The sequence below is a fragment of the Lacibacter sediminis genome (assembly GCF_014168535.1).
In the GTDB taxonomy this organism is placed as follows: Bacteria; Bacteroidota; Bacteroidia; order Chitinophagales; family Chitinophagaceae; genus Lacibacter; species Lacibacter sediminis.
On sequence record NZ_CP060007.1, the window covers coordinates 2,842,208 to 2,864,368 of the forward strand.

A 22,161-nucleotide genomic window follows, 5' to 3' on the forward strand; every position below is an offset into this window, starting at 1 on the left:
CGCAGAGAACAAGAGTAAAAGAGTTTGACGCAGAGTAGCTCAGCGCAAGCTCCACATCTCACTTCTCTGCGCCAAAGTTTAGAAGCTTTATCTTATTATCTTTGCAGCCTCATTTCCCTTAACATGACCCGTATTTATTTCGACAACGCCGCCACAACAGCCATCGATCCTCAGGTATTAGATGCCATGTTGCCTTATCTGCAAAACGGATTTGGCAACCCTTCTTCTATCTATTCGTTTGGGAGAGAAACAAGATTGGCCATTGAAAATTCACGCAAATCAGTTGCAAAAATTTTGAATGCACACCCCGCTGAAATTTTCTTTACAAGTGGCGGTACCGAAAGTTCTAATACGGCCATCACCGCTTCTGTTCGTGATCTTGGTTGTAAACATATCATTACATCAGCAATTGAACACCACGCAACATTACATACTGTTGAATACCTCGATAACCGTGATGAAGCGAAAGTGAGTTATGTAAATGTGTTGCCCAATGGTCATATCGATCTTGAACACCTCGAGCAACTGCTTGCATCAACCGAAGAAAAAACATTGGTTACGCTTATGCATGCCAATAACGAGATCGGCAACATTACCGACTTGCATGCGGTAGGTAATTTGTGTAAAATGTATAACGCTATCTTTCATTCCGATACTGTTCAAACCATCGGGCACTTTCCGTTAGATCTGCGCAGCACACCCGTGCATTTCATCAGCGGTTCTGCTCATAAATTCCACGGACCAAAAGGTGCAGGACTTTTGTACATCAATGAAAACGTTCACATCAAACCTTACATACATGGTGGCGGACAGGAACGTAACATGCGTGCAGGTACAGAAAATGTGTACGGCATTGTAGGTTTTGCAAAAGCATTACAGATCGCCACCGATAAACTGGAAGAGGAGAGTGCACATATCCAAAGCATCAAGTATTACATGATCGAGCAACTCAAGAAAAATATAAAGGGCGTAAGTTTTAATGGCGACCCGATGGGAAGAAGTAACTACACAGTGTTGAATGTGAGTTTCCCAAAATCAGAAAAATCGGAAATGCTGTTGATGAATCTTGATATGGATGGCATCTGTGCATCCGGCGGAAGTGCATGCACAAGCGGTGCACAACAAGGCTCGCATGTGATCCGGGCAATTAACAGCAACCCCAATCAAATACCTGTTCGTTTCTCATTCAGTAAATACAATACAAAAGAAGAAGTAGATGTTGTGGTGGAAAAATTAAAAACACTGATCTAAAATTTACCTGATCAGTATCTGCTTTTCCAGTCGCTCTTTTGCTGTACGCATTTGCACAATGTAAGTTCCTTTCTGCATTTCATTTCCAGGAAATGGAAGAGTGAACTCACCTGCCTTTACCTGTTGATCAATAAGATGTCTGATTACACGCCCGTTGAGATCGTAAACTGTTATTGAAATTTTGCCTGCTGTTTTTACACTTACATTCATCCATGAATCTGCCGTAACAGGGTTAGGATAAACAGTAAAATTAAACGGCCTTATGCGGTTCTCTGAAATTCCTGAAACGACATTCACATTTATCTGTCCCTTCATACCTGAACCAAAATGCGCACTGCAGCCATAGTAAATAGTTGTACCGGCCATTGCAGCCGTAATATTTAAAGTAAAATCTGAAGATGAACCAAATCCATCTTGAACTGCGTTGTTTGCATTCCAGTTTGCCAGGCTTACCTGTATCAAAGGGTGATCATTGGTTGCCTGGATGATCACTACATCACCAACATTTACAGTAAGCGTAGCAGGCGAATAACTAAAGCCACTGATATTTACATTATACTGTGCTGCTTTTAAAGAGGAGAACAAACCACACATGATGAAAAGAACCAATAGCTGTTTCATGACCGAAGGTTTAGTTAATAGATAATACAACCTGTTTCCGGAATGAACGGATATAATAAGAGAACAGTTGCCACACGTAAATAAAAATGTCTAAATTTCAGCTCTAAAAATTGATTATGATCCTGCGTAGATTACTGCTTGCTGCCCCCACAGTTATGCTTTTTGCGAACTCATGCACAACGAAAGTTGAAAAGAAAACCGAGCCTGTTGCTTCATCAGGCATACCGGAATATGTTTTACAATCGAATATTTACGAGGTGAACGTAAGACAATACAGCCCCGAAGGAACCTTTAAGGCATTTGAAGCATCGCTGCCACGTTTAAAGGAAATGGGAGCAGAGATACTTTGGTTCATGCCCATTACCCCAATCAGTAAAGTTGATCGAAAAGGTGTGCTGGGAAGTTATTATGCTGTTGCTGATTATACAGCAGTGAATCCTGAGTTTGGCACACTGGAAGACTGGAAGAGCTTGGTGAATAAAGCACACGAACTGGGTTTTAAAGTAATTACCGATTGGGTTGCCAATCACACAGGCGCAGATAACAGATGGATACAAAGCAATCCTGATTTTTTTGTAAAGAAAGCAGATGGCACATTGGCTTTTGCATTCGATTGGAGCGATACACGTGATCTCAACTTCTGGAATCCTGTTTTGCACGACAGCATGATCAATGCTATGAAATTCTGGTTAACCGAAACAAAAATCGATGGGTTTCGTTGCGATGTGGCGGGTGAAGTGCCACGCAGTTTCTGGCAAAAATGTATTGCTGAATTAAAAACAGTAAAGCCTGATATTTTTATGTTGGCCGAAGGCGATGTGGCATGGTTACATGATGCAGGCTTTCATGCAAGCTATGGTTGGGATGGTTTTGCCAAAATGAAAAAAGTAGCAAAAGGCGAAGCGAGTGCGAAAGTACTCGACACAGTGATCCGTCATTTAGATGAATCCTATTCGCCGAACTATATTAAAATGTATTTCACCAGCAACCATGATGAGAACAGCTGGAACAAAGCCGACTATGAAACAATGCCCGGTGAAGTACATGCACCATTTGCGGTGTTAACACAAACATGGAAAAATACATTGCCGTTAATTTACAGCGGACAGGAAGAACCTTTCCTTGATTCGATTTCATTTTTTTATAAAGACACGATTGCTTTCAGTAAATATCAACGTGCCCCTTTTTACAAAACATTACTGGTTTTGCGTAAGAGCACACCTGCATTGGCAGTTGATGCAGCTTATACAAAACTCGTTTCCTCTAATGATGATGCAGTCTTTGCATACACAAGAGAAAAAGGCGGAAAGAAAGTATTGGTGATCCTCAATCTTTCTAACAAGCCACAAACTGTTACCTTAACCGGTGCTATTGCAGGCGAAACACAAAATGTATTTGCAGATAAACATGAACATTTAACCGATGGGCAAAATTTTGCATTAGCGCCTTGGGGCTATTTAGTTTACAGTTATTAAGATGTCAGATAAACCAATTGCATACTTGATACCAATGATCGTTGGAGGTTTTATCTTCTGGATATTCTCCGGCTTTCAGGGAAACTATAACGAGCAATTAAACCAGAAGAATAGTAACAGAAGTTTTTGGATCGGTTATTTATCAATCATGATAATAATCACATTGATCCTGATTTCATTATTCAAATAAAAAAGATGGAGTGCTTAATTGCACTCCATCTTTTTTCTCTTTTCCCTCTTTCAATTTCTTAGCTAATAAATCCCAACGCCTTGATCAACTCATCAGGCAACTTCGGCAATTTTCTCCGTTCAATCAAGTAAGTAGAGAGTGCAGCCAAGTCTTTAAAAATGTAATGTTGCTGCACAGCTCCTTCCAAATATCCTGCACCACTTGTATTGCCCGTACCAACCCGCATACCGATCATACGACGCACCATCACATAATGTTTATGTCGCCAGCCCGCCAGCCAATGATCAATTTCAATCAAGGTATCAAGTATTTGAAACGAAGTTTGAAACACGGGAAAATCTCGATACAGCATAATGAACAATGCACTACGCATGGCAGCATCGCTGAACGAACCATCTGCTTGTTTTTCCTGTATAAACTGTGTATCAAAATCGGCCAGCTTATGTTGTTCCCTTTCTGTTAAACTGCTTTGATAAATATTTCTGTAATCGTTCCAGAAAGCATGCAATTCAGTTGGTGGATGCAATACGGCGTAACCTTTCCAGAATTTCTCATCAAAGAATGGCATACGTTCTAACCATTGATTGATCAGCTGCAAAACGGTTTGAGATCCTTCAATAGAATTGATCTCGTTAAAATCATTCTGCGCAAAACCACCTTCGTTGGTACGCTTGTAATAATCATGCTGATGACGTTTCTCCATTTTCAAACCAAGCGTTGCTTCAATTAAACGAAACTGTTTGCTTTGAAAACCCGATGCAGGAGTGAGCAGGTTACGGAATTCAAGAAAATCCATCGGCGTCATGGTGTCAAGTATCGTTACCTGTTGATTCAGCAATTCTAATATTCGTGTAACACGTTTCAAACGATGACGGCACAGATTCAGATCTTCACTGTTATCATCTACCTTTTCTTTGCTGAATACTTTTTTTACAAAGTCCAGTTCAAATAAAATCTGTTTGAACCATAGTTCATAAGACTGGTGAATGATGATGAACAACATTTCATCATGCGCAGGTTGCTGGCCTTCAGCAAAACTTAAAAGATGCTGGCTGTCGAGAATTTTCTCCAGCTGCAAATAAGAAGGGTAGTACTGTCCGTTATCAGGTTTCATGTGTAAATTTTAGTTGTTTATGGCCACATGTTATTCGCCAGAAAATTTTTATGGCTCATTTCATATGCTTTCGTTAAGGCGGCAAGGTTAAAGAAATTTCATGAACTTATATCAGGCTGCAGTTACTTTGCTATACGAATTCATTTATTTATCCGTTTTATCAAATAACGTATCCTGTGTAAGACTGGCTTTATTTTTGCAAAACAAATATTCATATGCAAAAGAAACTGATCTTAACCTTACTCACCGTTGTAACCTTTACTGCACTTACTGCACAAGATCTTCGTTTAAATCTCTTTGGAGGTATGGCCAATTACAATGGCGATCTTCAATCAAGACCAATAACTTTTCAGCAGGCTCGATATAGTGTGGGGCTTTGGGCCAGTTATGACATCAACCCCTATGTGATGTTGCGTGGCGGGCTTCATTTTGCCGAGGTAAGAGCGGAAGACCGTTTTCAAAAGAACCCAGCAAACATCTTGCGTAATCTCAGTTTCGCAACAAATATCATCGAATTACATGCCGGTGCTGAATATCATTTTCTTGGAATGACCGACAGGGTTTTCTCACCTTATGTTTTTGGTGCCCTTGCAGGTTTTTATTACAATCCGTATGCATATGACCAGGGAGGAAACAAGGTTTTCCTGAAACCACTGTCAACAGAAGGACAGGGTTTAGCTGGATACCCCGATCGTCAGCCATATAGTTTAACTCAATTTACAGTTCCACTTGGCGTAGGTGTTCGTATGGTACTTACCGACAGGATTGATGTTGGTGCAGAGTTTGGCTACCGCAAAACATTTACTGACTACATGGATGATGTAAGTCGTTCTTATGTTGATCAGGCTGTGTTACTTGCTTCACGTGGACCAAAAGCTGTTGAAATGGCATTTCGTACACCGGAAGTTCCCGGTCATTCAATCGATCCTTATCCGGTTGATTTGGAAAAAAGAGGCGGCTCCGAATTTAAAGACAATTACTACTTTCTCGGTTTAACATTCACCTATCGTATCACCGGCGGCGACCGTTCGGGAGGCCGTTTAAGCGGCGGACGTGGTGGTGGCAAACGACGTTCAAGTTTAGGCTGTCCTACTAACGTTTTTTAAACGGATTTTTCAACTAAAAAATCACCCCGGTTTTCTTATCCACAAACTGCAATAAATTGTTGAAAAACAGTGAAAATAAAGGCTGTTTTTCTGTCGGGTTCCGTATGCTTTTCGGTATCTTTGGCCGCTTCAATTTAAGCGACATTTTAAGCTATGGATCAAACAGAAAATACAATGGAAAACGGGCAGGATAGGAATGGTCGTATCATACCCGTAAATATCGAGGAGCAAATGAAAACTGCCTACATCGATTATTCGATGTCAGTGATCGTTGGCCGTGCGTTGCCCGATGTAAGAGATGGATTAAAACCCGTTCACCGCCGCATTTTGTATGCAATGAACGAACTGGGTTTGCAATACAACAAAGCCTACAAGAAAAGTGCAAGAGTGGTGGGTGAGGTGCTTGGTAAGTATCACCCCCATGGCGATGGATCTGTTTACGATGCCATGGTGCGTATGGCCCAGGAATGGAGCATGCGTTACACCTTGGTTGATGGCCAGGGTAACTTTGGTAACCAGGATGGTGATGGCCCTGCAGCGATGCGTTATACCGAGGTAAGAATGGAACGTCTTACCGAAAGTATGCTGGGCGATATCGATAAAGAAACAGTCGATTTTCAAAACAACTTCGATGATTCCGAAAGAGAACCTTCGGTTCTTCCTACACGTATTCCGCAATTATTGGTGAATGGTTCAAGTGGTATTGCTGTTGGTATGGCTACCAACATGATGCCGCATAACCTGGGTGAGGTAATTGACGGCTGTATAGCGTTTATCGATAACCGGGAGATTACGATCGATGAGTTGATGACGCATGTAAAAGCTCCTGACTTTCCAACTGCCGGTACCATTTACGGCATGGAAGGCATTAAAGCCGGTGCTCATTTTGGACGTGGTCGTGTTGTGTTGCGTGGTAAACTAACCATCGAAACAAAAACAAGTGGCCGTGAACAGATCATCATTACAGAAGTACCGTACCAGGTAAACCGTGATGCATTAACCGATAAGATCGGTCAGTTGGTGAATAATAAAGTGATTGAAGGTATTGTTCACGTAAACAACGAGAGTAACCAAAAGGAAGGTACACGTATTGTTGTTGACCTGAAGCGTGATGCTGTTGCCAACGTGATCGTGAACCAGCTGTTTAAGTTCACCGAACTGCAAACTTCTTACGGCATCAATAATGTTGCCATTGTAAAAGGCCGACCAAAAACACTTAACCTCAAAGAACTCATCTCTGAGTTTGTTGAATTCCGTCATGAGGTTGTTGTACGTCGTACGAAATATGAATTACGCAAAGCGCAGGAAAGAGCACATATCTTATTAGGTTATCTGATTGCATTAGATCATCTCGATGAAGTAATTGCTCTCATCCGCAGTTCTGCAACACCCGATGTTGCCAAAGAGAATTTGATCAATGCAGGTTGGGGATTGGATGAAATACAAGCCAAAGCAATTCTTGAACTCCGTCTCCAGCGTTTAACAGGCATGGAGCGTGATAAGATCAAGAATGAATATGATGAGTTAATGAAACTGATCAATCATTTGAACGAGCTTTTATCAAACGAAACCATGCGTTTCGATCTCATTAAAACCGAGTTACTCGAAATAAAAGAGAAATTTGGTGACGAACGTAAAACAGAGATCACTTACTTAGACAATGAAGTGCGTATTGAAGACCTCATTAAAGAAGAAGATGTGGTGATCACTATTTCACATCATGGTTATATCAAACGTACTTCGGCTAATGAATACCGTCAGCAACGCAGAGGCGGCAGGGGAGCAATGGGTAGTAAAACAAGAGAAGAAGATTATGTAGAACATCTCTTTGTTGCATCTACTCACCATACACTTTTATTCTTCACGGAAAAAGGAAGGGTGTATTGGCTGAAGAGTTATGAAATTCCCGAAGGCGATAAAACAAGCAAGGGCAGAGCTATTCAAAACCTGATGCAATTACCGCCTGATGATAAAGTGAGAGCAATTATTGATGTTGCCAATATCGAAGATGAAGAATTTGTGAAGAATCATTACATTGTATTGTGTACAAGAAAGGGTATCATTAAGAAAACGCTTTTGGAAGACTTTAGCAGACGCCGTGCAACTGGTGTTAACGCTATCACCATCGTTGAAGGTGATGAATTACTAGAAGCGAAGATGACTGATGGAAGCAGTGAAATTATGATGGCGGTGAAAAGCGGCCGTGCAATTCGTTTCCCTGAAGAAAAAGTAAGACCAACGGGTCGTGGTGCCATCGGTGTTGCAGGTATTGAAGTGGATGATGAGAATGACGAGGTGGTTGGTATGATTTGTGTTAACAGGGATGACACCAGCCGCACTGTATTGGTAGTAAGTGAAAAAGGATACGGTAAGCGTACCCCTGTTGATGAATACCGGATGACCAACAGAGGTGGTAAAGGTGTAAAAACAATTAACGTGACTGATAAAACAGGTCCGTTGGTTGGTATGCTGGAAGTGACCGAGAAAGAAGATCTGATGATCAGTTGTAGGAGTGGTATCACTATTCGTATGAAAGTGAATCAGATCAGTGAACAGGGACGTGCTACACAAGGTGTTAAACTGATACGGGTTGATGATGGCGATGAAATTGCAGCAATTACCCGTTTGGATGAAGAGGAAGAAGTAGTAGATGCAACTGATGTACTACCGGAAGCATCTGATAGTTCTGACAATAACATTTCTGACAACTCTGATCATAACACAACAACGACCGACGAAACACCTGAATCATCTGACAATCAGTAAAAAACAATAAACACAAAAAATAAAGAGATGAAAAAATTTCTTTTCTCAGCGGTTGCTGTACTGTTTTGCCTGGGTCTTTCTGCACAGGATGTAAAGAAGATCCGCAATGCTTACGACAAAAAAGATTGGCCAAAAGCAAAAGAGGCAGTTGATCTTGCTTTAGCGAATGAAAAAGAACAAAAGAATTGGGAAGCCTGGTATTACAAAGGATTGATCTATGGCCAGATCGCCAAAGATGCAACCCTGAAGGCAACCGTTCCTGATGCATGGATGCAATCATTCGATGCCTATCAAAAAGCAATGGAGCTTGACCAGAAACAGTCGGAAGTTTATATGATGACAAGGCAGTATCCGATTTTTGATAACTATCTCGAATTGCAAAAAGAAGCCAACCAGTTATACAATAGCGGCAACTACCAGGGCGCTTTGGATGGCTATAAAAAAGCCGACAAAGTTGGTCGTTTCATCTTTAAAAATAAATGGGCGCTGAGCGAAGTTGATACCATCCTGTATTACTATGCCGGTGCTGCTGCTATGCAGTTAGAAAATAAAGAAGAAGTAGTTTCTTTCTTCCAGAAAATAGCTGATGCCAACATTGGTGGCGAAGGTTATGATGTGGTGTACCGCTATCTTACTTATTACTACGATCAGAAGAAAAATCCGGAGTTAGCAGCTAAATATGCTGAAAGCGGACGTAAGCTTTATCCAAAGGATACTTACTACGATCGTATTGAACTCGATAAAATGCGTAAGAGCGGGGCAGATGCGTTAGAAATATTTAAGAAGTACGAAGGTATTGTTGAAACAGACCCTAAAGATTACGAGGTGCGTTACGATTATGCAGCTGAGATCTTTAACTGGCTCTATATGGATTCAAAAGCAACAGCAGAACAAAAACCTGCTTACTTCGACAAGATCATTTCTGCATTGAAGAAGTGTATTGAACTTGATCCAAAGCAGCCAGATGCTCATTTGCTGATCGGTAAAACCTATTTCAATGAAGCTGCTTTTATGCAGGATGAAATGAAGAAGATAAAAGGAACAACTCCGGCCGACACACAAAAGAAGACTGAGATGAAAAAACAAATGGAAGACCGGATGAAAGAGGCACTTCCTTATTTAGATAATTCAGCGGCTATTTTTGCCGCAATGACGGCCGATCAAATGAAAGATAAGCGTACGAAAAACGAATACAAATCAACTTTGTATCTTTTAACAGAAGCCTATCGTTTTCTCGGCAATAAGGATAAAGAGAAAGAATTTGATGCAAAATACCAGGCGTTAAATCAATAAGCCAGGTGTTCTCTCAACTTTAAGGCTGTCGTTTTACGACAGCCTTTTTTTATTACATTTAATAAACAGAATTAATAAGATATGTCATTGAAACTGAACCGTACAAGCTTTGGCGATCCGAAAAATACCGGCAACGTTTTAAATCGGGAAGAAGCATTTAAGCTGTTAAATGATTGGGTGAAAAATGAACGCCTGCAACTTCACATGAAACAGGTTGGCCACCTCATGAAATGTTGGGCACAGGAAAAAGAAGGTTTACAGGAAGCTGATCAATGGCGGTGGGAAATGGCTGGTTTATTACACGACGCAGATTGGGATCAATGGCCCGACCAGCATTGCAGCAAGATCATTGAAGAACTTGAAGCCAGGAATATTGACCCGGAGATCATACGGGCAATTGCGAGTCATGGACCAAATCATTTTGGTGTTGAGCCGGAAACAAGGATGGACAAGATGCTGTATGCTTTCGATGAATTAAGCGGATTGATCCATGCATACAGTTTAATGCGACCGGAAGGTTATGCAGGCATGGAATTGAAAGGCGTTAAGAAACGATTGAAAGAAAAAAGCTTTGCGGCAAATGTGAATCGTGAAGAAATTATGGATGCGTTAAACAGGGCAGGTGTCGATCTGGAAACTCTGGTGCCATTCATGATAGAGAGACAATCCAGTGTTAAGTAGTCCCGTGCGGCTATTTAACATAAAAATTTGTTATAAGACTTCTCACCAACACGCTCTTATTTTACGCAGTATGTAGCTTTCTGACTTTTCGCCGTGGGAAGCAAAACATAATGGCAAGGCGGGTGTGTTAGCTATGTTTTGCTTCCCACGGCGAATTGGAAGATTGCGGTTAGTGAGAACGTCTGATAACAGAATATTATGTCTAAACACATGGACTTGTGGAATCGGGTTTGTAAGTTTATCAAAGGCAAAACCGATTCGGATGGCTCACCAAAAACTCACAGGAAATAGGCCGTAGGCCTTGTGTATTAAAAGAAAAAACCACCGCTGTAACGATGGTTAAATAATATCGGCTGTCTTGGCCAGCCATAACAAAGTTAATGAATGTTATGGCAACATACTTGTTTATTCAATCAGTTTTACTATCTTTTTCCTTTGGTTTTTTTATAGCCGCCTTTATTTCGGCTTACACGAAAAATAAAAAGGTTAATGCCGATATTTTTGATTCTAAAAGGATTGATAGTAGCGATAGGGATAATAATACCTAGTTATCAGTTAATAGTTAATAAAGAAAAAAAAGGGGTGCACCGAATCAATGGATTTGGTTGGCTTTTGATTTGTTTTGCCATTTTAACGGGTTTAGTTAGCATAATCGAGGGTATTAGCAATAAAAATTCAAATAGGCCTATTTTGGATGTTTTGACCTACGATAGACCTAATCCAATTCTAGTTAAAGACAGTCTTTTTGAAAGATACCAGTTTATCGCAAGCGTAGGAACTTTAACGGACGAAATGGCTTACAAAATAAAAGAGAAATTTGTTTTGATAAATGCCTTTAAAGGAGGTTATGTAATCGGTGGTTCTACAACAATTAATCAGGCAAATGAATCTATAATTTTAGAAAAGCAGACTGCTCTTAGATTTTCATCCGAATTTTGGAATGACATTAGACAGCCAAAGACGGACTCTTGTTATTATTTCTTAAAAGTAGACTATGAAAATGAAAGTGGTGACGAACAAAAGCCTTTAAGAAAAATATATGGCTTTACGCTGATGGATGTAAAAAAGCCTATTTATGAGGTTAATTCTCACACATACCAACTAATGAAGAAGATTCTTATAAAAGAAAATCAGTGGTGATAATAAGCAACAAAAAAGCCCCAAACGGGGCTTTAAATATTATTCAGCAGATGTAGTAGGGACAAAGTCGGCATTTTCTAAAGAAAGCCACTTTCCAACTTTTGACATTTTGACTTCTAAGTTAGAAAGACGTCTATCTATTGATTCTAAACTTTGGGCAACTTGTTCCATATTTGCCTCTATTGATAAGACAGAACGTAAAACTTGGGTGTTGATTTGCTCATTAGACATGGGCTAGAATTTAGAATTTAATATTTAAGCGTAACAGTTGTTTAGCAATATTAGTAAAAACTTTTTTTATAAAGGATGTTTGTATACATAAATAGACCAAAAATTTATAAAGGCTCTTTTACTCAAAAGTAAGGTTATTTTAAAGTTTAGTAATTCTGGTTATAGTTCCCACGAGTGGGCGGGCTTTTGGTGGCGGGGTGTTTAACATAATATTAATTATACGAATAATTATAGCCTAAAATATTCAAGCTCAGCGGCTAAGTCAAGGTGTGAATGTTGCTCCTGCAGGCGTTTTGCCAGTTCGTAATGCTTTTGCAGGAACTGTTTGTGAAGTTGTGATGTGGGATGAAACGGTTTATGATTTCGTGCAGTTACCAACTGGCGGATTTCTTTGATCAATTGTTTTGTGGGTTCAGTAAACGCATAGTCTGAAAACTTTTCCATTACAAACTGCGTAGCGGCATAGTTCGGATGCGCCAGGTCAATATCATAGAAACGGTAATCACGCAATACATCGATCACAAGTTCATAAGCCGGGAAATAAAACAACCGGTCGAACTTATTCACCAGGTGATGTACCGTTTCCAGCAAACGGGCTTTGCTCCGGTTATTCTCAACCACACCGTCTCGCAAATGTCTTACCGGGCTGATGGTGAAAATGATCTTGAGCTTGGGGTTAAAATGAAACAACTGGTGAATGGTATTATCAAGCTCAGCTACCTGTTCGTCGATTGGAATAAGGTATTTGTCGAACCATTGCCCCGGTGCCTTGTGGCAGTTGGCCACAAAACGGCCATTATCCACCAGTTTGTAAACGAATGATGACCCTAAAGTTATGATGAGCCAGTCGGCTTTTTTCAGGAATTGATGAGCCGTGTGTTGAGAGTTATTTATTCGCTCCAAAGCCTGTTTCTGATCCGGCTGTGAGAATTGACTGTGATGGCTCCAGCTTTGCCAAAGCTCGTTATAATGAAACAGATCGTCGCTGGTGTACTCTTTATCCTGTATATAAGAAACAAGATTACGGCAAACACTTATTGGCTCAAACAGAATACCATTTGGATTTTGCAATACTTTGAATTTCAAATCACTAAGATTATTTCCAATATGCTCTGTAAAGCAGCTCCCGATCAATAAAACCGAGTGTTGGTGTGTTATGGGCGCCGGCAACGGCTTAATCTCAATAGTAGCGATCAGGTTCATTAGTTAAATATTTCACCGGCAATCAGCAGGCTATTTTGCAAGGCTTGCGTATTCAGTTGCAGGCTGTTGGTTTCTTCAAAATATCCGATCATTTTTTCTGTATCCATATTACCCACCAGCTCGTCATCGGCCATGGGACACCCCCCAATTCCTTTTAATGCACCATCAAAACGCCTGCAACCGGCTTCGTAGGCAGCTGCCAGTTTCTCACGCCAGTTAACACTTGTTGAATGAAGATGCACACCAATTTCTGTTTCGGGCAATTGATTCACTAAATAACCGGCCATTCGTTTCACTTGTTCAGCAGTAGCCAGTCCAACTGTATCAGCCAAAGAGATTGTTTCAATTCCCAACTCAACCAACTGCTCCGCATAACTGAAAACAATTTCTTCCGTCCATGGATCACCGTATGGATTACCAAAACCCATAGACAGATAGACCACCAATTGCTTTTTATTCTTGATACAAAGTTCCTGGATCGCCTCTACCCTTTTGATCGATTCATTGATCGAACTATTTGTATTCCGCTGCTGAAATGTTTCCGAAACGGAAAATGGGAACCCGAGATAATTGATCTCGTCAAACAAAACCGCATCTTCAGCTCCCCGTTCATTTGCAATGATTGCCAATAGTTTCGACCTTGAATCTGCTAATTTAAGTTTAGGTATTACCTGGCTTGTATCGGCCATTTGCGGAATGGCTTTGGGTGAAACGAAACTGCCAAAGTCGATGGTATCAAAACCAACTTCCAATAATGCATTCAGATACCTGATCTTTTGCTCAGTAGGAATAAAGGTCTTCCAACCCTGCATAGCATCACGTGGACATTCAATAAGTTTAATGGATTGTTGCGCCATAACCGGCACAAAATTAAGCGAAGTGAATGGTTTTAAACTTTTAATGCATTTACCTTCTCACGCATGGCATTAAAGAAACGGTTACGGTCTTTCTCTCCCGTTGCGCTGATTTGAGTTGATCGACTAACCAGTGTAAAAAAATTGGCAAATGCTTTTTCATTAAAGCGGGGATCTTTTGTAATAAGATAACTCAACACATTGTAGGTAACGAAGGAAAGCTTCTCTTCATTTAATTCCAGAAGAATGGTATTACTGCCAATGATCACTTCGTTTACATAAAACTGGAGTGGTGCCCGGTAAACGATATCCGGATCCCCGGGCATGAACTTGATCCCCTTTTCAACTTCCAACTCAATATGATCAAGACATTTCTGGAAAGAATCAATAACGATATTCAAGTCTTCGGGGTGCTTAAAGTATCCGCCTTCTTTGTAATACTTTAATTGACTTAACGTACTGTTGATACTCTCTGCGTTCCATAATTCCAGGGAAGGAATTTTATTATACTCACGGATAATCTCCTGACCAAGATGAAAGCAATCAAGCAAAGGAAACTCTTCAAGCGAAAACAATTTGCCTTTGTACTCCGGCATATCCTTAATTGTCTTGCTCCAGAAAAAAGTTTTAAAGGCCGCAATTTCAGGATAGAGATAAAAATGATAAAACGTAATATCCTTACAGAAATAAAGCATCCGCTTACTTGCAAATGAGTTGAAATATTTCATGTATTCCAGCATTGCTTTCAGGTATTGATCAAACGAGATACGTTCATCATTTATTTCAGGTGCACGAAAAACAACGAGCTCATTTTGTAATTGTAAAACCTGGTCAATTGATATTTTGAAATGATGACTGAGTGTTTTGAGTTCAGAAAGGGATACTTCCTTTTCGCCTCGTATGCGACGGTAGGCACTGTCGTTACTGATGTTAAGCAAATCTGCTACCTGGTCAACCAATGAAATATGAGATGGCAATGAAGTCTTAATGTACTGGAATAACAGTACCTGTGGGTGGTTCGTATCCATAATCTCTGGTTTTTGGGTTTTCTGCAAACGAGTGACCGATGATTTGCAGAAATTAATAATTACTAGTAAGATAGTCAGATTTTTCGCAAATCACAATACCGTGTTGAAGGTAGAAATGGCCGGTTTGTGGTATTAACCGCCAAATTGAAAAATGCACAGGTGTTAAGCAATTATGAAAGGCCTATCGACAGATGTAGGTTTGACATGTCAATTGACAATCTATCACTAACAATCAAAACCTAAAACAATGAGAAAGATTCTACTCATCGCCGCAGTATTTTCATTCAGCTTGTTCAGAGCTTCTTCCCAGGTAAAATTTGGATTCAATGCCGGAATCTCAGTTTCAAATGCAGTTTCAAGAGACAAGGAAGAAAATGAAACCGAAATATCTGATCCTATTGCAGGTTTGAATATTGGTTTTGTAACGACTGTGCCCATAGGTAAAAACTTCTCTTTTGCGCCCGGATTAAATTTTGTTCAAAAAGGTGCAAAGCAGTCTGAGAGTTATGAATCTCTTGGAGCGGAAACTATAACCATTAACTGGCAGGGCAGATTAAGTTGTCTCGAGTTACAGCTACCAATTCTTTATAATACAAATGGCGAAAAAGGCAAATTCTTTTTGGGAGCCGGCCCAACACTTTCATACGCAATAAGCGGAAAAAGTAAACTAAAAATAACCGGAGAGGAACAGGAGGACAGAAAATTAGATTTTGGCAATTCCAATGAGGATGATTTACGTCCCTTTGATATTGGGGCAAACGTATTAATTGGATATATGATCAACAAAGGATTCGTTGTATCTGCAAATTATAACATGGGATTATTAAACTTAACCCCTGGTGATGATGCAAAGGATATGTCCAACCGATTCGATTATTACTCATTGAAAATTGGTTGGATGATTGGCAAATAAAATCAAACAAAGAACACTACATGGAACACAACTTCAACCCAAATAAAGGCGATTATAAATATATCCTTGAAGAAGAACAACGCAAAGAGACCGGGGAAGCCCCAACTGCCCCGGCCTCATCAAATCAAAGTTTAAGCGCTCGTTTCTGGAACTGGCTTCTTGTTTTCTTCCTGAAACGTTCGAAACGAACGGATCAAATCAAAATCACTTTTCCTGTACTCTTTGAGTTTTTTTGCTAACCGCATCACCGCTACTATTATCACCAACTAAACCATTTACTATGCGAATCTCACATTTACTCATTTTGATAACCGTATGGATGAAATCAGAAGTAAAAGCACAGGTTACAACTCCAACACAAACTATACGTGGGCGTGTGGTTGATGCCGAAAGCCAATCACCCGTTAAAGGCGCAACAGCTACAATTGAAGGGACGCTCTTTACAGCCATGACAGATACCTCCGGTAATTTTGTATTGCCTGGCATACCTGTTGGCCGCCAACGTGTGCAAGTAAGCTTTGTTGGCTACCAGATCTATCTATCAGATTATTTTATTCTCAACTCTGCAAAAGAAACTGATTTGCAGATCACACTTATAGAAGAAAAGAAAAGTCTGGGGCAGATAACGATCACGGGCACCCGAAATCCAAAACTACCCGTCAATAAATACGCACTGGTGAGTGGCCGATCGTTTTCTGCAGAGGAAACACAACGATTCGCTGCAAGTGCCAATGATCCAGGTCGCATGGCCATGGGGTTTCCCGGCGTGCAACCAAGCAGAGATAGCAGAAACGATATTATCATTCGTGGTAATAATCCTGTGGGTATGAACTGGCGACTGGAAGGTTTGGATATTCCAAATCCCAATCACTTTGCACGCAGAGGAAGCAGCGGCGGAGGTATTACCATTTTCAGTTTAAGTGTTTTAGATCATTCAGATTTTTACACCGGAGCCTTGGCTGCTGAATACGGCGATGTATTGAGCGGTGCTTTTGATGTGCACTTTCGCAAAGGCAATCAGCAAAAAGCAGAACATACATTTAAGGCAGGTATGATCGGTCTTGAGTTTTCAACTGAAGGACCCATACAGAAAGGAAGAAGTTCTTATTTGGTCAACTATCGTTATTCATTTCTGGATATTTTAAACGCCTTCGGCATTAATCTCGTTGATGAACGTGAACGAAATAAATTTCAGGATGTATCCTTCAATCTTGCATTCAATAACAAGAAGAATACGGTACAAACAAATATCTGGGGAATGGGTGGTTACAGTAAAGAAAACTTTCTTGCCGTAGACGACACAGCACAATGGAAGCAGTATGATGATTATGCTGTTTATGAAAACAGTACGTTGATGGGTGCGTTTGGCATTGCACAAACGATCAAACTCAATACGAAGTCGTTTATCAAAACATCCATTGCAGTAATGGGACAGCAGATCAAATGGGTGGATGATACGCTTACGAAACAACAGGTGGCAACGAAAGTAAATGATGAACTGTATAACAACAACCGTGTTTCAGCAACTGTTTCATTTAATCATAAAGTAAATACAGTTGTAAACTTTAAGGCAGGCATGTATGCAAGTCTGCTGGATTATAAGTTTAATAAAGGCGAATGGAATTATACAAACAATTCTTTCAAACCAAATGTGATCATGGGCGAAGGAAACAGTTGGCTGTTACAACCATATCTGCAATTTGGAATAAAGCCCAACAGCCGCATTCTCATCAACCCCGGTGTACACAGCATGTACTTTGCGTTGAACAAACAGTTTGTTATTGATCCACGGCTTTCAGTACAATATCGTTTTTCTGCTAAAACCAATCTTACTGCTGCATATGGATTGCACAGCAAACTTCTTCCGCTGGGTTCTTATTTCTATCAGTCAGGTTCTTCTTTTCCCAATAAGGATCTGAAGATGATGCGATCACATCACTACATCCTTGCATTTGATCAAATGCTGGGAAAGAAGTGGCGCTTTCATGTAGAGGCTTATCGCCAACAGTTATTTCAGATACCTGTTGTAGACAATATTGACAGAACTTATTGGATATTGAATGAGATGGAAGGTTATGCCAATGAACCATTGGTAAGTAAAGGAAAAGGAACAAACACCGGTGTTGATCTTTCATTGGAAAAATTCTTCTCGAAAGGTCTGTTCATGATCGCATCATTCTCTGTGTTTGATTCAAAGTTTATTCCGTTGGATGGCAAATCATACAACACCCGGTTTAACTCACGTACAAGCGCATCATGGGTTGGTGCAAAAGAATGGAAACTGAAAAAGAATAAAGTACTGCAGGCAGGTTGGAAAGTGTTATACAATGGAGGCGTGCCCCTCTCCCCTCTTGCTGCTGTGCAAAACGGAAGCTCAAGACAACCTGTACTTGATGAAACAAAGCCTTACTCAGAATATACAGATGCATACTTCAGAACTGATGGACGTATCTCACTTCGAAAAGATAAAAAGAAGATCAGTTGGCAGCTTGCACTTGATATTCAGAATCTGTTTGCACAAAAGAACATTGATCCCTTAGGCAGAAGATATGACCCTACAACTAATCAATGGACATTCAAACAACAATCGGGCATTGTTCCTGTGTTGAGTTATCAGGTAGATTTTTAGAATTATCCCCGTTGCTTCATTGCCTCATACAATATCATGGCCGTTGCTACACCTACATTCAAACTTTCAAAATCTCCTTTCATGGGGATTTTGAAAGTTTCATCGCAGATCTTCATCAGTCCGGGAAAAACACCTTTTTCTTCACCACCCATGACAATGGCGCAGGGTTCTTTGAAATCGCAATCATAAATACTTGTCTTCGCTGTCATTTCACTGGCAAATACACGAATGCCATTCAGATGAAGATCATCAACAGCTTTCATTAAACTGTTCACTCTGCAAACAGAAATCAATTCTAAAGCACCCGCACTTGTAAGAATTGCATCTTCATTCAATGCCCCTACTCCTTTATCGGGAATAATAATCGCATGAGCGCCGCAACACAAAGCAGTGCGTGCAATGCCACCAATATTTCGAATATCAGTAACACCATCAAGAATAACGAACATTGGCACTTCGCCTTTCTCCACTACCCAGTCAATTACCTGTTGCAGATCCTGGTAACGGATCTTTGAAAGTTGCGCAAGACATCCCTGGTGATCGCTTACATTAAAACTGTTTAGCTTTTCAACCGGTACTTTATTAACGGGCACCTGTTGTTTAAATGCGAGCTTTTGAATTTCTTCTGCAACATCGCCATGCAAGGTATTCTGCATATAAATGCGATCAAGCTGCTTCCCTTCCTGTAAAGCTTCAAGCACAGGAATGCGGCCGATCACTAAAGTAGATTTCTTGGGACGTTGTTGTTTTTGACGGAACTGTTTCACGCTGCAAAGAAACATAAAAAAGAAACCCACAAACCTTTCGGTTTATGGGTTGAACCACATTGATGGTTTTGTTTGGGTTATTTTAAACCGAAAGCCTTTTTCACTTTCGATACATAATCTAATTTTTCCCAGGTAAACAGTTCCACTTTTACTTTTTTCACTTTACCATCAGGGCTCTTGAATGTTTTTTCTACTACTTCAGGAACACGGCCCATATGACCATAAGCAGCAGTTTCGCTGTAGATCGGGTTACGCAGTTTCAAACGCTGCTCGATAAAGTAAGGACGCATATCGAAGATACCTTCAACGATCTTGGCAATAGCTCCATCGCTTAAATCAACCTTTGCAGTACCGTAAGTATTTACGTTAATTGAAGTTGGTTTTGCAACACCAATTGCATAAGAAACCTGCACCAACACTTCGCTGCACAAACCTGCAGCAACTAAGTTCTTTGCAATGTGACGTGTAGCGTAAGCAGCTGAACGATCTACTTTAGACGGATCTTTACCGCTGAATGCACCACCACCATGCGCACCTTTGCCACCGTAAGTATCAACAATGATCTTACGACCGGTTAAACCTGTATCGCCATGTGGTCCGCCAATTACGAACTTACCTGTGGGGTTGATATGATATTTAATATCATTATTGAACAGCTTAGCGTATTTCTTGTATTTTGATTTGATACGTGGGATCAGAATGTTGATCACATCAGCTTTGATCTTTGCCAGCATTTTTGCTTCTGCATCAAAATCATCATGCTGTGTAGAGATAACAATTGCATCGATGCGAACCGGTTGATTGTTATCATCATATTCCAAAGTTACCTGGCTCTTTGCATCAGGACGCAGGTAAGGCATTTTTGAATTCTTTTCACGACGGATAGCCGCTAACTCGATCAACAGATTGTGAGCAAGATCCAACGCCAATGGCATGTAATGTTCTGTTTCGTTAGTTGCATAACCAAACATCATACCTTGGTCACCGGCGCCCTGTTCTTCTTTTTTCTTACGATCAACACCTTGGTTAATGTCAGCACTTTGCTCATGAATAGCGCTTAACACACCACATGAGTTTGCTTCGAACATATATTCACTCTTTGTATAGCCGATCTTTTTAATTACACCACGGGCAATTTCCTGAACATCGAGGTAAGCTTTTGAACGTACTTCACCAGCCAAAACAACCTGGCCGGTTGTAACCAATGTTTCGCAGGCTACTTTTGATTGAGCATCAAATGCAAGAAAATTATCAATGAGTGCATCACTGATTTGGTCAGCTACTTTATCAGGATGACCTTCAGAAACTGATTCAGATGTAAATAAGTAAGGCATAATAATGAGTTTAGATGTTCCGTTATTTTTTGTTCGGAAAGCCGCAAAGATAAGCCGTGAAACAATTCAAAACTTACGGCTTTGAGTAATAGATACGCACATACATTTTTTGTGTAGGATGCGAGCCCCCACCGAGTTGCACACGACCGTAAGCTAACGGGTTAAGAGACGAAGCACTGGCTTTTTTGGCAGTGAAATGAACAATGTATGGAGCCGAAAGTTTAAAGTCCCGTCTTGTTGTTTTATTATTCACGAGGTTCTGAATATAGCTGGTCATGTTCAAGCGATATTCAGAGATAAGATTATTGGAAGCGTCCCTTATAAAATTGTTCCCTCCTCCAGTATAATCATAATCGAACTTGAACATTGTATCCAATTGCTGATTTAAGGTAGAAGCTGGTGTCATGTAGTATTGCTGATCAAAAGGGATCGGCTCAACAGCACCTGAAGCAGAGAAACTCGACATATGCAGGAAAGGCGGCATAAACATATTTTCAAGCGTCAACGGACCTTGGTAAACCTGCTGGGCAACCAACTCTGCACGATGAATGATGTAAGAACCTCTTGTTAATGTATCAAGACCAGGAATCGACACCCGAACGGCTGTTCCGGGAGCTGATTGAACATACACAAGGCTCGATGGAACACCGGCATTTATTACAGGCTGAGCAGTGCTGCCCGCATAATTGCGATGTATTTTGTTTGCATTAGCACTGCGGATGGTATCATTCACGAAGGTAAAACGTGCAACTGAGTTAGTATCCTTTCCCTCCCTGTTTTTTAAACGGTAGTAAAGATTAAGTCTTGTTGTTTCGCCGGTAAGTTGAAAATAGTTGATCACATTTCCACTTGTAACAGAATCAGCAACAATTGCAAAACCGTTAAGGAAGTTCTTGAACGTTGTATCGTTCTGAAAAGCACCATTTACATTGTCCTGATCCAATAACAATCGACCAAACGCATCACTCAAACGAATACGTAGTTGATTAAATACACTATCAGGTTTATATGCAGCTCGGTAAGGCCTTCTGATGTCACCTACAGTAACAGAAGCTGATCCAAGAAAATCTCCTGTAGAAAAATTTGGAGCGTCTGTTAAGCGGTATAATTTATTTGCTTTAAACGTTGGGTCACTGATTTTATACACATTCACTTTTGAAACTGCAGAAGTATCGCCATATGCACCTGTGAAAGATAATGAGAGTACACATGAGTCAAGGAACAAACTGTCTTTTGATACAGGATATGCAAATGGATAAAGTGTTGGGAGTAACTGCAGATACATAGAGGCAGTTGTTGTACCAAACATCGGATCGTTGATATAACCTAACAAATGCTGATCTGCTTTACCACTATATGTTGAATCGATTTCCAGATAGTTGGTTGTTGTAACAGGAAGTATAATGGTGTCTGTGATCAACCGATCAGTGCCAGGTAACAGATCACCTCCCAAAGTTGTACGCTCTAACTTTGTACAACTGCTGATAAGAATCGCAAAAAATAAAAATACAAATAAAAAGGAACTTTTACTGCGCATTTCCGGTGTGAGAAAACTCATAGAATGA

Annotated in this window: 19 protein-coding genes; 10 read left to right on the forward strand and 9 right to left on the reverse strand. The window is 40.4% G+C overall.

Annotation, left to right across the window (positions count from 1 at the left end; translation table 11 throughout):
- Window positions 1–123: 123 nt before the first annotated feature.
- Window positions 124–1,251 (forward strand): cysteine desulfurase family protein, encoded by a 1,128-nt coding sequence (locus H4075_RS12000; protein WP_182801085.1) that lies wholly within the window; start codon window positions 124–126, stop codon window positions 1,249–1,251.
- 3 nt (window positions 1,252–1,254) lie between these two features.
- Here H4075_RS12000 and H4075_RS12005 read toward each other — a convergent pair whose 3' ends face one another.
- Window positions 1,255–1,872: a cupredoxin domain-containing protein gene (locus tag H4075_RS12005; RefSeq protein ID WP_182801086.1), complete on the reverse strand. Its 618-nt coding sequence runs from the start codon at window positions 1,870–1,872 to the stop codon at window positions 1,255–1,257.
- 116 nt (window positions 1,873–1,988) lie between these two features.
- On the opposite strand from H4075_RS12005, the gene H4075_RS12010 reads away from it, so the two are divergent.
- Complete coding sequence (locus tag H4075_RS12010) at window positions 1,989–3,347, forward strand: alpha-amylase family glycosyl hydrolase (protein WP_182801087.1); 1,359 nt, start codon at window positions 1,989–1,991, stop codon at window positions 3,345–3,347.
- 248 nt (window positions 3,348–3,595) lie between these two features.
- Here H4075_RS12010 and H4075_RS12015 read toward each other — a convergent pair whose 3' ends face one another.
- On the reverse strand, window positions 3,596–4,651 hold the full coding sequence (locus tag H4075_RS12015) for a tryptophan 2,3-dioxygenase family protein (protein WP_182801088.1): 1,056 nt from the start codon (window positions 4,649–4,651) through the stop codon (window positions 3,596–3,598).
- Between the two features lie 215 nt (window positions 4,652–4,866).
- On the opposite strand from H4075_RS12015, the gene H4075_RS12020 reads away from it, so the two are divergent.
- From H4075_RS12020 to H4075_RS12040, 5 genes are all read left to right on the forward strand, one after another.
- Window positions 4,867–5,757 carry a DUF6089 family protein gene (locus H4075_RS12020; protein ID WP_182801089.1) on the forward strand — a complete coding sequence of 297 codons (891 nt, stop codon included), beginning with the start codon at window positions 4,867–4,869 and terminating at the stop codon, window positions 5,755–5,757.
- A gap of 153 nt (window positions 5,758–5,910) precedes the next feature.
- Entirely contained in the window at window positions 5,911–8,523 is a 2,613-nt protein-coding gene (gyrA, locus tag H4075_RS12025; RefSeq protein ID WP_255460180.1) for a DNA gyrase subunit A, read from the forward strand.
- A gap of 27 nt (window positions 8,524–8,550) precedes the next feature.
- A complete protein-coding gene (locus H4075_RS12030) occupies window positions 8,551–9,816 on the forward strand; it encodes a tetratricopeptide repeat protein (protein WP_182801090.1) in 1,266 nt (421 codons plus the stop codon).
- An 81-nt stretch (window positions 9,817–9,897) separates the two neighbouring features.
- Window positions 9,898–10,497, forward strand: a complete 600-nt coding sequence (locus tag H4075_RS12035; protein WP_182801091.1) for an HD domain-containing protein — start codon at window positions 9,898–9,900, stop codon at window positions 10,495–10,497.
- A 489-nt stretch (window positions 10,498–10,986) separates the two neighbouring features.
- Entirely contained in the window at window positions 10,987–11,637 is a 651-nt protein-coding gene (locus tag H4075_RS12040) for a hypothetical protein (protein WP_182801092.1), read from the forward strand.
- A 39-nt stretch (window positions 11,638–11,676) separates the two neighbouring features.
- On the opposite strand, the gene H4075_RS12045 is transcribed toward H4075_RS12040, so the two are convergent.
- The 4 genes from H4075_RS12045 to H4075_RS12060 form a co-directional block, all read right to left on the reverse strand.
- Window positions 11,677–11,868 carry a hypothetical protein gene (locus H4075_RS12045; protein ID WP_182801093.1) on the reverse strand — a complete coding sequence of 64 codons (192 nt, stop codon included), beginning with the start codon at window positions 11,866–11,868 and terminating at the stop codon, window positions 11,677–11,679.
- Window positions 11,869–12,096: 228 nt separating this feature from the next.
- Window positions 12,097–13,071 (reverse strand): GSCFA domain-containing protein, encoded by a 975-nt coding sequence (locus tag H4075_RS12050; RefSeq protein WP_182801094.1) that lies wholly within the window; start codon window positions 13,069–13,071, stop codon window positions 12,097–12,099.
- Entirely contained in the window at window positions 13,071–13,928 is an 858-nt protein-coding gene (locus H4075_RS12055) for a hydroxymethylglutaryl-CoA lyase (protein ID WP_182801095.1), read from the reverse strand. Before H4075_RS12055 ends, H4075_RS12050 begins: the two co-directional genes overlap by 1 nt.
- A gap of 32 nt (window positions 13,929–13,960) precedes the next feature.
- Window positions 13,961–14,953 (reverse strand): hypothetical protein, encoded by a 993-nt coding sequence (locus H4075_RS12060; RefSeq protein ID WP_182801096.1) that lies wholly within the window; start codon window positions 14,951–14,953, stop codon window positions 13,961–13,963.
- A gap of 247 nt (window positions 14,954–15,200) precedes the next feature.
- Between H4075_RS12060 and H4075_RS12065 the strand changes: the two genes are divergently transcribed.
- From H4075_RS12065 to H4075_RS12075, 3 genes are read left to right on the forward strand one after another with little or no spacing between them, the layout of a single operon-like run.
- On the forward strand, window positions 15,201–15,866 hold the full coding sequence (locus H4075_RS12065; RefSeq protein ID WP_182801097.1) for a porin family protein: 666 nt from the start codon (window positions 15,201–15,203) through the stop codon (window positions 15,864–15,866).
- A gap of 20 nt (window positions 15,867–15,886) precedes the next feature.
- The gene (locus tag H4075_RS12070) at window positions 15,887–16,105 is read left to right on the forward strand and encodes a hypothetical protein (RefSeq protein ID WP_182801098.1); all 219 of its coding nucleotides are present in this window, start codon (window positions 15,887–15,889) and stop codon (window positions 16,103–16,105) included.
- 41 nt (window positions 16,106–16,146) lie between these two features.
- Window positions 16,147–18,495: a TonB-dependent receptor gene (locus tag H4075_RS12075; protein ID WP_182801099.1), complete on the forward strand. Its 2,349-nt coding sequence runs from the start codon at window positions 16,147–16,149 to the stop codon at window positions 18,493–18,495.
- A 2-nt stretch (window positions 18,496–18,497) separates the two neighbouring features.
- Here H4075_RS12075 and rlmB read toward each other — a convergent pair whose 3' ends face one another.
- The 3 genes from rlmB to H4075_RS12090 all read right to left on the reverse strand — a co-directional run bounded on the left by rlmB (window position 18,498) and on the right by H4075_RS12090 (window position 22,154).
- Complete coding sequence (rlmB, locus tag H4075_RS12080) at window positions 18,498–19,262, reverse strand: 23S rRNA (guanosine(2251)-2'-O)-methyltransferase RlmB (protein ID WP_255460181.1); 765 nt, start codon at window positions 19,260–19,262, stop codon at window positions 18,498–18,500.
- A gap of 77 nt (window positions 19,263–19,339) precedes the next feature.
- Window positions 19,340–20,596 carry a methionine adenosyltransferase gene (gene metK, locus H4075_RS12085; RefSeq protein WP_182801100.1) on the reverse strand — a complete coding sequence of 419 codons (1,257 nt, stop codon included), beginning with the start codon at window positions 20,594–20,596 and terminating at the stop codon, window positions 19,340–19,342.
- 73 nt (window positions 20,597–20,669) lie between these two features.
- A complete protein-coding gene (locus H4075_RS12090) occupies window positions 20,670–22,154 on the reverse strand; it encodes a DUF4270 family protein (RefSeq protein ID WP_182801101.1) in 1,485 nt (494 codons plus the stop codon).
- Between the last annotated feature and the right edge of the window lie 7 nt (window positions 22,155–22,161).

What these genes read in the sequence shown, in the direction of transcription:
- H4075_RS12000 (WP_182801085.1), top strand. Translation starts at nt 124, where the DNA reads ATGACCCGTATTTATTTCGACAACGCCGCCACAACAGCCATCGATCCT.
- H4075_RS12005 (WP_182801086.1), bottom strand. Translation starts at nt 1,872, where the DNA reads ATGAAACAGCTATTGGTTCTTTTCATCATGTGTGGTTTGTTCTCCTCT.
- H4075_RS12010 (WP_182801087.1), top strand. Translation starts at nt 1,989, where the DNA reads ATGATCCTGCGTAGATTACTGCTTGCTGCCCCCACAGTTATGCTTTTT.
- H4075_RS12015 (WP_182801088.1), bottom strand. Translation starts at nt 4,651, where the DNA reads ATGAAACCTGATAACGGACAGTACTACCCTTCTTATTTGCAGCTGGAG.
- H4075_RS12020 (WP_182801089.1), top strand. Translation starts at nt 4,867, where the DNA reads ATGCAAAAGAAACTGATCTTAACCTTACTCACCGTTGTAACCTTTACT.
- gyrA (WP_255460180.1), top strand. Translation starts at nt 5,911, where the DNA reads ATGGATCAAACAGAAAATACAATGGAAAACGGGCAGGATAGGAATGGT.
- H4075_RS12030 (WP_182801090.1), top strand. Translation starts at nt 8,551, where the DNA reads ATGAAAAAATTTCTTTTCTCAGCGGTTGCTGTACTGTTTTGCCTGGGT.
- H4075_RS12035 (WP_182801091.1), top strand. Translation starts at nt 9,898, where the DNA reads ATGTCATTGAAACTGAACCGTACAAGCTTTGGCGATCCGAAAAATACC.
- H4075_RS12040 (WP_182801092.1), top strand. Translation starts at nt 10,987, where the DNA reads ATGCCGATATTTTTGATTCTAAAAGGATTGATAGTAGCGATAGGGATA.
- H4075_RS12045 (WP_182801093.1), bottom strand. Translation starts at nt 11,868, where the DNA reads ATGTCTAATGAGCAAATCAACACCCAAGTTTTACGTTCTGTCTTATCA.
- H4075_RS12050 (WP_182801094.1), bottom strand. Translation starts at nt 13,071, where the DNA reads ATGAACCTGATCGCTACTATTGAGATTAAGCCGTTGCCGGCGCCCATA.
- H4075_RS12055 (WP_182801095.1), bottom strand. Translation starts at nt 13,928, where the DNA reads ATGGCGCAACAATCCATTAAACTTATTGAATGTCCACGTGATGCTATG.
- H4075_RS12060 (WP_182801096.1), bottom strand. Translation starts at nt 14,953, where the DNA reads ATGGATACGAACCACCCACAGGTACTGTTATTCCAGTACATTAAGACT.
- H4075_RS12065 (WP_182801097.1), top strand. Translation starts at nt 15,201, where the DNA reads ATGAGAAAGATTCTACTCATCGCCGCAGTATTTTCATTCAGCTTGTTC.
- H4075_RS12070 (WP_182801098.1), top strand. Translation starts at nt 15,887, where the DNA reads ATGGAACACAACTTCAACCCAAATAAAGGCGATTATAAATATATCCTT.
- H4075_RS12075 (WP_182801099.1), top strand. Translation starts at nt 16,147, where the DNA reads ATGCGAATCTCACATTTACTCATTTTGATAACCGTATGGATGAAATCA.
- metK (WP_182801100.1), bottom strand. Translation starts at nt 20,596, where the DNA reads ATGCCTTACTTATTTACATCTGAATCAGTTTCTGAAGGTCATCCTGAT.
- H4075_RS12090 (WP_182801101.1), bottom strand. Translation starts at nt 22,154, where the DNA reads ATGAGTTTTCTCACACCGGAAATGCGCAGTAAAAGTTCCTTTTTATTT.